Annotated in this window: 5 protein-coding genes; all 5 read left to right on the forward strand. The window is 55.2% G+C overall.

Annotated features, from left to right (window positions below):
* Nucleotides 1–47: 47 nt before the first annotated feature.
* The 5 genes from JW814_06625 (at nucleotide 48) to JW814_06645 (ending at nucleotide 13,306) form a co-directional block, all read left to right on the forward strand.
* The gene (locus JW814_06625; GenBank protein MBN2071118.1) at nucleotides 48–5,942 is read left to right on the forward strand and encodes an OmpA family protein; all 5,895 of its coding nucleotides are present in this window, start codon (nucleotides 48–50) and stop codon (nucleotides 5,940–5,942) included.
* Nucleotides 5,943–6,007: 65 nt separating this feature from the next.
* Nucleotides 6,008–10,003, forward strand: coding sequence for a DUF11 domain-containing protein (locus tag JW814_06630; GenBank protein MBN2071119.1), 3,996 nt, complete (start codon nucleotides 6,008–6,010; stop codon nucleotides 10,001–10,003).
* Between the two features lie 118 nt (nucleotides 10,004–10,121).
* Nucleotides 10,122–11,078: an OmpA family protein gene (locus JW814_06635; protein MBN2071120.1), complete on the forward strand. Its 957-nt coding sequence runs from the start codon at nucleotides 10,122–10,124 to the stop codon at nucleotides 11,076–11,078.
* 98 nt (nucleotides 11,079–11,176) lie between these two features.
* Nucleotides 11,177–12,001 (forward strand): hypothetical protein, encoded by an 825-nt coding sequence (locus JW814_06640; GenBank protein MBN2071121.1) that lies wholly within the window; start codon nucleotides 11,177–11,179, stop codon nucleotides 11,999–12,001.
* Nucleotides 12,002–12,316: 315 nt separating this feature from the next.
* Nucleotides 12,317–13,306, forward strand: coding sequence for an integron integrase (locus tag JW814_06645; GenBank protein ID MBN2071122.1), 990 nt, complete (start codon nucleotides 12,317–12,319; stop codon nucleotides 13,304–13,306).
* The last annotated feature ends 232 nt before the right edge of the window (nucleotides 13,307–13,538 follow it).

Consider the following 13,538-nt stretch of genomic DNA (forward strand, 5'->3'; position numbering starts at 1 on the left):
GCTCGTCCCTCCCCGCCGTACAATATTGGAACCGGCGAGGCGGCGCCGTGAGAAAGCAAGTATTCCATAAAGCAATACTCTGCAGAGACAGCAGAGAGAGGTTCGCGATAACCGTGTGCCTCTTTCTGCTCGTTTCGTTTCTCGCGGGCGCCGCTTTCGCGCAGGTACCCGGTCCCGGTGATATGATCACCAGCAGGACTGAAGGGGCTTTCAGGCTCGGAGGCAACGACCTTACCGCCTTTTCCAATACAGTCTCAATCGGCCTGCTGCCCGTTTACGGACCGATGCTGCTTCCTGACGGGAGCGTTACGGCCCCGGCCGCCACGGCGGCCGCCTTCAGCGGCGAGCAGGTCATATTCCAGTATACCCTCGGCAATTCGGGAAATGATGAAGACTCGTTCGATCTCTTCGCCGCGGTGCTTTCCCCTTCCGATTTTATCCCTGTCAACATAGAGATTTATCTCGATCAGGACGGCGATGGCCTTATCGATCCCGGTGAGGAGACGATAGTCCAGGCCGGGCCCCTCTCTCCCGGCGAGAGCGTTCATCTGGTAGCTTCCGCGTGGTTACCATCCGGTCTCAGCGGAGCTCAGAGAGCCCATCTCGATATCAGGGCGCGGTCGGTGAGCGATACCTCGGCGGTGGACGCCGGCAATGTCGTGCGGATCGAAGCGCGCAACGAGGCGAGCATTTCGCTCGTGACAGAGGCCGACAGGCCCGAAGTGATGCCTGGCGAGACTTTCTATTACACGCTCGATTACGTGAACACCGGCGAGAGGGAAGCAGAGGATATAATAATCACAGATTTCATAGATTATTCAGGGATGAGCGGCGGAACAGAGTATCTGCCCGGTTCGGCTGTCTCATCCCTGCCCGGAATGATAGAGTATTTTGACATTGAGCTTTTCGAATGGGTAGAAGTCGCACCGCCGGCAGAGAGAGTCAAAGGTGTCCGCCTACACCTTGAGACTCTCATCGCCGGCGCCGGCGGCTACCTGTCGTTCGCGCTCAGGGTCGATGACGATCACGAGAGCGGGCCTCTGTACAATACCGCCTCGTGCCTCTTCACCGGGGTGGATGCCCAGCCGTACAGTCTGAATTCAAACGAGCACCAGGTCATGGTCGGACAGATCAGCGCTCTCGATATAGGCCCGGCGGGAGACCCGTCCGCGCCCGAAGGAAGCGCGGCCGACCGGGTCGTGATCTCTCTTGCCGGAAGCGATTCGACAATAATCTTCTGGCACGAGATATTCAACGGCGGCAACTATATGGACACTGTCGAGATCGTCCTTGCAGATTCGGCCATGGTACATCCCGACTGGACGATGGAGTTCATCGACGGATCGGGATATCCCCTCTCGAGCACCTCGCAGTATACGGCGGCGGCAGGAGTGATCCCTCAGAATGGATCGGTCGTCGCCGGGCTGAGGATCAGTTCGACAGCGGAAAGACTCCGGGCGTTCGAAGGAAGAGAACTCGATCTGACGGTTGAAGCGCGATCGCTCGTCGACGACGGGTCGAGAAACACGGTACATGACATCCTGGTAAAGGCAGATATTCCGCTTCTTTCGGTCAAGCAGTCGGTAAGGGAGACGAGCGTTATGACCGGTGATATCGCCAGCTATATCGTAACAGTCGAGAACCTTACCGAAGAGACGACAGTCGACAGCATCATTTTGGTCGAAAGAGTCTCTCCTGGACTCGGTTACGTCGGCGGAAGCGAAAAGCCCCGGATCAACGGCAACATCCTCAGGTGGGAACTTGGCAGGCTCGAACCGGGAGAAAAGAAGGAAGTAGTCTTCAGGGCTGCCGTCAAGGCGGGCCAGGAGAAGGGACATTTGACCAGCAGCGCCTGGGTCTACGGCATCTCGGTCCTTGGGGAGAGGACGGCGGACGGTCCGGCTATCGCCTCTGTCAGGATAATAGATGGGCTCTTTTCCCGGAAGGGGATCGTCTTCGGTTCGGTCTTTGTCGATAAAGACGGGGACGGAATGCGCGAGAAGGGAGAAAAAGGGATCAAGGGGGTCTCGGTATATCTCGAGAACGGGACTTACGCGATCACAGATTCATCCGGAGCGTATACCCTGCCCGGAACCTATGAAGGAACGCATGTCGTCAGGGCTGATCCGAAGACCTTTCCTGATTCTCTCGAAGCGGGAGCGTCTGCGCATTTCGGCCTGCGGGTCGAGGGAGAGTACCTGATCGACCTGCCGCCGTCGGGAAACCGGCGCGTGGATTTTCCGCTTCGGGCCCGAGTCGCCGCCGCGGCGGGAAGCGCTCCATCGGGATATTCAGAAAATAAAGACAGTACTGGCGCCATGATTGCCCGGGAGGAGAGTGGTCCGGAAACGCCGGAAGAGGGACTTTCCGGGCAATCTGGCGCGTATGGTAACAATACGTCGAAGGCCCGCTCAGGCGGCTCCGCGACTGGAGATTCAGATCCTGCCGGCCGGGCGACAGGCGGCCGGGATAAATCGATCACCAACAGAGCGGATGGATACGAAGCTATCACTATTCCGAGCGCCTATTTCAGCGCGGCCAGCGCCATCCTGGAGGAGATCCCGATAAGGGAGGTCGCTTCGCTCGGCCTGTGGATGATGGAACATCCCGGCTGGCGGATCATGATCACAGGGCATACTGACAGTATTCCGATAAGTACGATCGATTATCCTTCGAATTTCGAACTATCCCTCGGCAGGGCGCGCTCTGTCTTCCAGCTCCTCAGGATGAACGGGATACCGGAAGAAAAGATGGATTATTCCGGCGTCGGAGACAGGTATCCGATAGCGTCTAATTCCACTGCCGAGGGCAGGGCGCTTAACAGGCGGGTCAACATAAAGGTGATCCCGCCAGACTCCTATTCCGAAGGGGATCCGGGGCTGCCGGCGATCTTCGCGATGCCAGACACGACGGAGAAGAGATATTCACTCGCCGATGACGCGGGAATTTGTTCCAAGATCGTCTCCCCGGACGAAGGGCATATTTTCACAGCACGCGACAAGATCGACGTCGAGGTCGTCACTCCCCTCTCGGCCGGAGTGGAGCTTTACGTGAACAACATCCCGGTGGGCAGGGAAAAACTTGGCCAGAAACGGATCGATACGGGGAACAACACTCTCGGCGTGATCTTCTACGACGTCAAGATCGCCGTCGGAAGGAACGACATCCTCGTCGTCTGCAGAAACCGCGGCGAACGGTCGGTATGCGTGCGGTACGTCTACCTTGCCGGCAACCCGGCGGGGATTGTCGCCGAGAGGGAAAAAATCTCGATACCGGCGGACGGCAACTCTACGCCCGAGATCATCTTCCTCGTAAACGACGAATCAGGACTGCCTGTACGCGACGGGATCTTCGTCACGCTCGATGGCCCCGGGCACCTGATCGGAAAGCTCGATATCAACCCCCACCAGCCGGGAGTCCAGCTCGCCACGGAAGGCGGCAAGGTAGCCTTCACCCTGCCAGGATCGAGAGATCCGCTGCGGACGAAGATCGATGTCGTCCTCGATCGCCTGAGCGCGTCGTGCGGCGTGACATACGAATCGCCTATGCGCGACTGGTTCCTCTTCGGTTTTGGAGAGGGAGAGATCGGTTACAGCAGCCTCTCTGGCGCCGCTCCCGTATACAGGACTGACGAAAAGTTCCATGACGGTCTCTTCGCCGAGGGGAAACTCTCCCTTTACGGACAGGGAGAGATAGCGACCGGCCACTTGATGACGCTGGCGGTCGACACGAGACCGATACGCGAGGATATCCTGCTCGGAAGGATAGAACCGGAGAAGCAGTATCCGCTATATGGCGACGCGAGCGAGTTAAAGTTCAATTCCGCCTCCAGAAGCGGTACTTATCTGCGAGTCGATAACAGGCGCTATAACGTGATGTTCGGAGATTTCAAAACGGAACTCGGCGGGTTGGAATTCACCAGATATAACAGGACTTTCAACGGAGTAAGGGGAGAAGCGAATTTCACGCGCGGCGGAATAGCTACGTTCATCACAAGGACCGACCAGGTCACATGGCAGGAGGAGATAAACGCTGACGGGACGAGCGGCTTCTATTTCCTCTCGCATTTTCCACTGACCGAACATAGCGAGGAAATAAGGATCGAGGTGCGAGACAGGTACAGGCCGGAGAATATCATCCGCGTCGATGACAAGAAATTCGGCCGCGACTATGACATAAACTATATGGATGGTTCGATCCTTTTTAAGGAACCAGTTGCAGCGAGGGACCGCGATCTTAATCCGGTGACGATCGTTGTGAGCTATGAATGCCGCGATTCAAAATCGATAAACTTCATTTACGGGATAAGGCCGACTTTCGAGATAACGGACAGCCTCAGCGCCGGGGCGACGGTAATCATCGAAGAAGAGGGAACTGGCAACTCCTCGATCACCGGTATCGATCTCTCCGGGTACCTGTACAGGGGAGTATCGATAGAAACAGAATATACGAGAAGCGACAAGTTCCTCCTCGGGAAGGGTGAAGCCTTCCGGGTCCGGTTCGCGGGGAGTTCGAAATCTCCGTTGAAATGGAGCGCCTATTACCGCGATGTCGACGCGAACTTCTATAACCCAGGATTCACCGGCGGCAAGACCGAGCTCGGCAGCAGAAAGACGGGGATCGATCTGAGCTGGATGATAAACAGCAGGTACTCAGTCGCGGCGAAGGCGTTCGATCACTATTTCAGGGAGCGTGGCGAAGAGAAAAGATATCTCGACCTTTGCGGCCGCTACAGATCCGGCTGGCTCACTTCGAAGGCGGGATTCGGAGCGGCATCTTACGACGATAACGACGGAAGCCGGCGGTCGGCGGCTCTTCTGATAGCCGCGGCGGGGTTTGATAAGGGAAGATCGAAAGGGGAGCTGCAGGTAGATCAGATAATCGGAGGAGAAGAGGTCGAGGAATATCCGAACAGGATACAGGCAGATCTGTCTTACGAACTCTGGAAGAATATAGACGGGACGCTCAAGCATGAATACCGCACAGGCAGACGCACGGGAACAAGGCATCTTACCCAGCTCGGGCTCGAATCGAGGATCAATGAGGATCTGAGCCTCTATTCGAGATACAGGATGGAGGGAGCGATGTCGGGGGAGAGGGGGCAGTCCGTAATAGGCCTGAAAAACAGGTTCAGGCTGAGCGACGCGCTTACATCGACAGTCACGGTCGAGAAGCTTGCCACTGTAAGCGGAGCGGCGAATGACGACTATACCGCATTCTCGACCGGGTGGCTCTACACACCCGCCGGAGAGCTTTACAAGCTGAAGGGGGATTACGAGATCAGGATCGAACCGGAACGGGTCAAGCATCTCGTCGGGCTCGCAGGAATCAAAAGACTTGGAAGGCGCTGGTCGGGCATTTTCAAGGGAGACCTCTGGTATTCGAACGAGGAAATCGAATTCGACAGGGTCAAGGGTAGCTCGACCCTCGGCAGTTCTTTCAGGCCGGTCGACGGCGGGCCGCTGACGATCTTCTCTCTTGCCAGAACAAGGTACGAGAAGAACAGTCCGGCCCACCCGGGAACTGTCGACAAGGACCTGACGATAATGACGGAAGCGAATTACCTGCTTGGTCCGAAGTGGGAAGCAGAGGGAAAGATCGCCGGAAGGTGGGTAAGGAACTGTTTTAAATCATATACGGCGAGCAGCGCGTCTTTCCTCTGGCAGGCAAGTGTTCTCAGGACGTTTGAATATGGGTGGGACCTTGGTATCAGCGCCAGGATCGTTCACCAGCGCGAAACGTCGACAGTCAGGTATGGCGGTGGCCTCGAGGTCGGGAAGGTGGTGGCGGAAAATGTCTGGGTAGGGTGCGGGTACGATTTCGGCGGGCACAGCGACTCCGACGCTTCGATAAACGATTTCGAGAAAAACGGATTCCACGTGGGGATGAAGATGAAATTCAACGAGAAGATACTCGACTATTTTTATGCCGGGAAAGAATGACACGACGACGTGAGATATCCGCCATGGAGGGCGGCTTTCCCGGTCTTTAAAGAGAGAGACGGCAGATGAGGATTTTCAAAGGCAGAAAAGAAAGGGCAGCTTTCCGGGCTATGGCGCTCGTATCGGCGGTGATCATCTCTGTCGCCGGCGGAGAGGCCGGAGGCGCGGAACTGATAGATGGAGGCACTTTCGAATCCGGTTCTTTCAGCGGGAGCTGGACGCACAATGGCGGGAACACGCTAGGGTTCACCAATCCAAGCTGGGCCGATCACGATGTCGTTCTGGATCTCCCTTACAGCGGAAACTATAGCGCTCTCCTCGGTTTCAAATACACGACTCAGCGAAGGAACCGGTTGGGGTTCATGTATCATGACGTGACCATTCCCGCCGATATTTCGAGCGCTGTCCTCTATTTCGTCTTCCGGCAGCAGGGGTATGACGGCGTGAACTATGACCCGTTCACCGTGACGATAAGAAATACATCGAATACGGTGCTGGCGACCGTCGTCGATTTTTCCTTCTCCGAATGGGATAACCAGTTCAAGGACAGTGGCTGGATCGAAGATGATGGCGTGGGCCCGGTGGGGTATGATATGTCCGCGTGGGCGGGGCAGACTGTCAGGATCTATTTCAGGCAGATAAATACTTACGACAATTTTTACGAAACATGGACTTTCGTCGATGACGTCTCCCTGGTCGTCAGGCATTTCGCCGATCTCGCCGTCGACGGCGATGGCGACGATCTCTTTGCCGCGATCGGCAGCGGAGGCGGTGGATCATCGACCCGAAGTGGCGAGGAAGGTGAAACGGTGTCCTACCTGCTTGATATCGAGAACGAAGGGCTCGATATCGACTCCTACAACCTGTCCGTTTCACCTCCCGCCGGTTGGACCGTGACGATAGAATACGGCGGAACGACATACCCCTTCCCATGGACGACTCCGTCGATCCCCGCGGGATCGTCGATAAGCGCCGAAGTCCATGTCGCCATACCTTCCGGTGAGCCTCTCGGCGGGTACGCGACGATACTCGACGCTGTCTCGGTCGCCCATGGCAACAGGTACGACAGCGCCACCCTCGGGACGAATGTAGTCCCTTCAGATCACCTGACCGATCTGGCGATAGATTCGAACGGGTTCGGCGTGATAGACCGATCAGGGGGCGGGGGGATATCGATCCGTAACTGCCCGGCTGATACGATTCTGGAGTACGCGATCGATCTGGTCAACGCGGGAACGCTCAATGATTCATTCACCGTATGGTTCACGCCCGGCGCGCCACTCTCGGCCGGGATAGACGATGGCGCCACGGTCCATACGGGGCTTTTCACCACCGGCGGCATAGCTCCGGGAAGCAGCGAGCAGTATACGCTGAGAGTCACAGTCCCCGTTTCGTTGCCTGGAGGAGCGTACAATACCATAGTCTACGCCGCTTCTGTCACCGACACTTTGAGGGTCGATGCCGTTACGGCAAGGGCTATAGTGGCGGCGCCGAAGATAGATATGATAATCGCCTCGAGCGGTAACGGTATCATAGATATGACAGCATCCGGGCTCGGCGGGAACAGCACGATCTCGGGAGAGAGGGGAAACACGATCTATTTCCCCGTGATAATTCAGAACGAGGGAGGAGTCGCCGATTCGTTCGAGATCGACTGGGATTCGCCGGGAGGCGGATGGTCCGGGGTCATCAATGACGGGACTTCAGATCACGACTTCCCGTGGGTCACTCCGGTCTTCGATCCGTACAGCGAGAGAGCATTCACCCTTGCCGTGACGATCCCCGGGAACGCGGCGTACGACACTTACCTATCCCTTCTAGATGCCATATCGGAGGTGGATGGAAATATCTCAGAAAGCGTTACGGCGGGGATCTCGGTCGCTTCGGGGAACGAGATCGATCTTCTGATCGACGGGAACGGGGACGACACCTACGGACCGATCGATACGGGTCTCGGAGGCAGTTCGATGATCAGCGCCGATCCGGGCGACACTGTCTTCTTCAATATCACGGTACAGAACCAGGCTGGAGGGAACATATTCGATCTCGAGTGGGATACGCCAGCGGGGTGGGAAGTGGTGATAGGAGATTCGACTTCGTCGCTTTCGGGAGTCCCGGCCGGCGATTACACCCTGGAGGTCAGGGTGCCGGCTTCTTCGACTGGAGGCACCTTCGATATTATCCTCAACGGATACAAGGCGAATAAGAGATATTACGTCGACAGCGTCACGGGAAGGGTCGTCGTCTCTTCTCCCGCCCTTGTCGACGCTATTGTAGACGGCAACGGCGACGAACTGTTCGCAGCAACAGGCACGGGAGCCGGCGGATACTCGGCTCAGAGCACTGTCGGAGGCCAGCTTGTCAATTTCACCGTCGAACTGCAGAACCAGGGAGCTGATCCGGAAGAATACATAGTCGAATGGAACTCGATCCCAGGCTGGACGGCTACATTCCAGGGGGCCGCTTCGCCTGCGGCGACACCGGTCATCATAGACGGCGGGTCGGGGTTCTATATCTTTTCAGTCACCGCCCCTGTCTCCGCGCCGGAAGGTGATTATTCATACATAATAGACTTCATGTCGACCTCCGATTCGACAAATGTAGAAAGCGTGACGGCCGAGGTCCATATAAACGCCCCTCCATTGGCCGATCTTATCATAGAGGGAGATGGAGCGTTCGACACGGCGCCGGCGGGGACGGGAGAAGGTGGCCGGGCCGTCGTCTTCGGCGATCCGGGGTCTTTGGCGACCGCCCTGCTCGAGATCGTCAACAGGGGAGGATTCCCCGATTCGTTCCGGATCGTCTGGCAGGATCCAGCAGGATGGCCTGCCGGGTCGGTGCTTCTCTCTGACGGGGTGAGCGATTTCACATCGCCTTTCGTGACGCCGCTTATTGCTCCTGGCGGGTCGCTGGTATTCACCGTGAAGATGGCGATACCGGCAGGGGCGGGATCGCGGGCAGGGATCATAATCGACGCGATCGCGCTTTTGATGGATATCGAGGACAGCGTTCTGCTTGAAGTGCTAACCGGCGCCTTTGTAAGGGGGATCGTATTCGATGACAGCGATCATGACGGTATTTATGATCCGGGAGAGGCGGGCTGGAGCGGCGTAAAGATCACCTTCGCCGATCCGTCGGCCCCCGTCACTGTCTATACGGATGGGGGAGGAAGGTACCTTATCGGCGTACCGGCTGGACCTGCTACCGATGTCATCGAACTGACGCCTGGAGGGATGATCAGTCTGAGCCCCGACACTGTACAGACGGGAGCGATCTCGGCAGGTGATACTATCGAAATCGATTTTGCCGACGTAAGGATCTCAACGATAACTCCCGAAGTCAGCGCGAGCGGTCCGGCGGGAGGTTTTATCGAGCTTCCCCACACGATCACAGCCGGGACGGCAGGCCAGGCCACCGTATGGACGGCGCTGCCTGCAGGGTGGACCGATGTGTGGTACAGGGACGTCAACGGCGACGGAAGGCTCGACGGGCTTGATACGAGGCTGACATCGGCAGACCTCGATATTGATCCGGCAGTGCCGGGGCGCGATATCATCCGGGTGATCGTAAGAGTATATATACCAACGCAGGCGGCGGCCGGGACTGTCGCTCCCGCCACAGTGACCCTTCAGCAGACTCTCGGCGGGACCTCTATCGTGACCTCGGCGCTTGTCTGCGACCAGATGACGGTCCTCGCCAGCGCAAGCGGGCTCCTCAGACTGGCCAAGGAGGTCGATCTGACCGCGGCAAGGCCGGGCGATATTGTGACATATACTATCGTTTTTTCCAACCCAGGTATCGAAGGAGTAAGCGAGATCGAGATTATCGATCCGGTCTCCCCCGCTGTCGAACTTGTCGCTGACGCTTTCGGACCTGGAAACGATATCGAATGGGTGCGCTCAGGCGTGCCAGTATATCTTACCGCCGAGCCCGCCGATGCCGATGAAGCGCTCTATGACATCGCTTCGGGAACACTGAGACTTATCCTTTCGAGGCAGGGTCCGTTCGTACTCCAAAGCGGAATGGCCGGATCTGTGAGCTACCGGGTGAGGATAAGATAATACAGGCGATCAAGCATCCAGCGCCCGCTGATAGGTAAATAACCCCAATCAATCTTCTTGACCTCCCCGGGTTTCCAAGGTAGTCTATTAATCGGTAAGGATTGAAAGGAGGTCCAAGGTGAAGAAAATCGTATTTCTGTTTATTCTCTGCTTTTTTCTGGCAACGGCCGGTTCACCTGTAGAAGCGGGCAGATGCTCATGCATGAAATGGAAAGACCGCCCCGAGCTTAATATTACGCCATGCCAGATGTTCGCGCCCTGGTGGTTCAAATGCCGCGATTGCACCGATATAGATATGGATGGGATAAACGATTGCGACGACCAGTGTCTCGGAACGCCGAGGAACGTCGTCGTCGATGAGTTCGGTTGTCCGATCGACTCTGACATGGACGGTGTTTTCGATGGCCTCGATCAGTGCCCCGCGACGCCTAAGGGAGCCAAAGTCGACAAAAGCGGTTGTCCGATCGACTCTGACAATGACGGTGTCTTCGACGGGATCGACAAATGCGAGAGAACTCCAAAGGGAGCGAAAGTCGACAAGAAAGGTTGTCCGATTGATTCTGACAAGGACGGTGTCTTCGATGGGATCGACAAATGTCCCGACACGCCGGCCGATCTTGCTGTTGATGACAGTGGGTGCCCAGTGCCGATGAGCGAGATCGAGACGGAGTTCATCAATACAGGCGTCATAACGACATCGAAGATAAATTTCGAATCGAACAAGGATGAGTTTCTGCCCGGCACGAAGAAAGTGATCGACGAAATAGGCGCGGTGCTGGTGCGCTGGCCTGACGCGAAGATAGAGATCGGCGGGCATACCGACGCCCAGGGAGCCGCTGAATACAACCAGAAGCTCTCTGAAAAGCGCGCCGCCGCTGTAAGGGCTTATCTCGTGTCCAAATATCCCAAGATGGATACGGCGAAATTGACAGTGAAGGGATTCGGCGAGAGCAAACCGGTCACGACCAATGATACGAAAGAGGGACGGGCGCAAAACAGACGCGTCGAGTTCAATGTTCTTAACAAGGAAGAACTAAAGAAGGAGATCGAGCGAAAAGGATTCAAGAAACGTTGATCCAGTGCCTCGATTCTGTTGATAGGTTACCAGAAGAGCAGGGCGCGTACCCTGCTCTTTTGGTTTAAACATGCTAATTAACGAAAGGGATTCTGGCGATGAAGAAAATAAATCTCCGCAGGCTGGCAGTTCTGTTTTTTGTCGCTCTCTTCGTTCTGGTATCGGGACAGGACCTGAGCGCCCAGCAGAAGAAGGGAAAAGGGGGAAAAGAAAAAGGACAGAAGAAAGAGACCGTGGAAAAGGTCGCTGGAGAGAAAAAAGAGATGAAGGAAAGAGCGGACTCCCTCTCTAGAGGCGGGGAAAAAACTGGGTATAGACCGAAGAGATTAGGGAATGAAGAGGCAGCGCAATGGGAAGGGGACCGGCCTCCCGGATGGTCAAGAGGCGGAAAGACAGGATGGAGTGGCGCTGACATGCCAAAGGGGCAAAAAAAAGGAGACGCGGAACGGAACAGGGAGATGAAGAGAAGATATCCGCCCGGAGCAAAGAACTGGGACGATAAAAAGAAGGAAAAATGGGATAAGCATCTCGAGGAGTCAAAAGATCGAGTACGAAGAAAAGCACACGATAAAAGAGGGGCGGCTGGAAAATACGGGGATAGCGCCGTTATTTCTATAGAAGAAGCGGCGCGAGGCGGTGTTCCGGTCGATAAGGCTGAGGCTGTCGTCGAAAAAGCGATTGAACGCGATATGGAGGGCGAAGAAATAGAAAAAATGACCAGGGCGATGACCTACGGCGCGGACAAAAACGTCGACTATGAAAAACTCGATACCTTTATAGGCAAAAAGATCGATTCGGGAGAACGAGGCGACGATCTGGCCGTATCGATATACAAGGAGATCGACAGCGGATCGCTGGAAAAGACAGAAGAAACGAAGGAAGAAAAGAAATCGGTCTGGAAAAGGATTTTTAAAAGAGATTGAAAGTGACAACCGCTCTGCTATCGTAAATGTCCCTGCGGGTCTGGCGGCGAGTTCCGCAGTCCGCAGGGACGTTTCAAACTGTTTTTTAATTGAAAAATCCACATCTTTATAGTAGAAGTAGCGAAAGTAGAGATGATTTTCATGACAGGGACTTTTATAAAGAAAACATCGTAGATGAACGAAACGACCTTCATCCACAGCTTTAACAGCTACGGGAAAGAACCTCTTTACCGCCTGGATCGGTGTTGCCTCTATAATTCTGAGACGATAATCCGTGAGACTGTGGCAGAAAATGATGACTCCCGGTTCATCGTGATGGACTCACAGCGGCAATACGGAGGAAAAAAAGTAAAACTTCTCGATAAAGTGAGAAATACCATTCGCTCCAGGCACTATAGTCCCCGCACAGAAAAGGCATACACCGGCTGGATCCGCCGTTTCATATATTTCCATGGAAAGCGTCATCCTTCTGGAATGGGAGAAGCGGAGATCACCGAGTATCTTTCGTATCTTGCTACAAGGCGCAAAGTCAGCGCGTCTACGCAAAACCAGGCTCTCAGCGCGATACTGTTTTTATACAAGGATGTGTTGGGCATCAATCTGGGCTGGCTTGAAGGAATCGTCAGGGCAAAACGGCCGAGGCGAATGCCAGTTGTGCTGACTCGAAACGAGATCCGGGCTATCCTTGCGCAGATGAGAGGAGTGCAGCGGCTTGCCGCGTCGCTGATGTACGGCGCGGGGCTGCGTTTGACGGAAACACTGAATCTGCGGATAAAGGATATCGATTTTGATCGCGGCGAGATCATCATTCGGCAGGGAAAGGGACGCAAAGACCGGATCACAGTCCTCCCTGATCCACTTAAAGCAATCTTAATGAAGCATATCGAGCATGTCAGGAAGCAGCATCAGAACGATCTGCAAAGAGGGTTGGGAAGCGTCCAACTTCCCAATGCGTTGGAGATCAAATATTCGAAAACTGCCTGGGAGTGGGGATGGCAATGGGTATTTCCGGCGGCCAGGTTTTACAGGGACACGGAGAGAGGCGTATACCGAAGGCACCACCTTCACGAATCGGCAGTCCAGCGAGCAGTAAAGGAGGCGGTCAGGATCTCGGGAGTAGCTAAAAATGCCAGCTGTCACTCACTGCGGCATTCTTTTGCCACGCACCTGCTAGAGAACGGTTACGATATCAGGACGATCCAGGAACTGCTCGGGCATAAAGATGTCAATACTACGATGATATACACACACGTATTGAACCGTGGCGGCAAAGGAGTACGCAGCCCGATAGAAGGGCTGCTATGATCATAAAAATTTTTCCATGCAGTGATACGAGAGAATGGAGGGATAATCGCAGTTATTATCCGGTTATCCAGCATAGCCCTCGCAGGATATCAATTAAAAGCGGATGCGGCGACAGCGTCTAAAAGTTGGCTTTTGAGGGAGTTATGGACAACAGGACCATTTTAATAGTTGATTTATACTGCATTCCTTCGCAGTATTTATCCGGTTATATAGTTCAGTAGACTTATTGTTA

The organism is Candidatus Krumholzibacteriota bacterium (assembly GCA_016932415.1).
Lineage (GTDB): Bacteria > Krumholzibacteriota > Krumholzibacteriia > Krumholzibacteriales > Krumholzibacteriaceae > Krumholzibacterium.

Coding starts and splice junctions, on each gene's coding strand:
- JW814_06630 (MBN2071119.1), top strand. CDS start 6,008: ATGAGGATTTTCAAAGGCAGAAAAGAAAGGGCAGCTTTCCGGGCTATG.
- JW814_06640 (MBN2071121.1), top strand. CDS start 11,177: ATGAAGAAAATAAATCTCCGCAGGCTGGCAGTTCTGTTTTTTGTCGCT.
- JW814_06645 (MBN2071122.1), top strand. CDS start 12,317: ATGGACTCACAGCGGCAATACGGAGGAAAAAAAGTAAAACTTCTCGAT.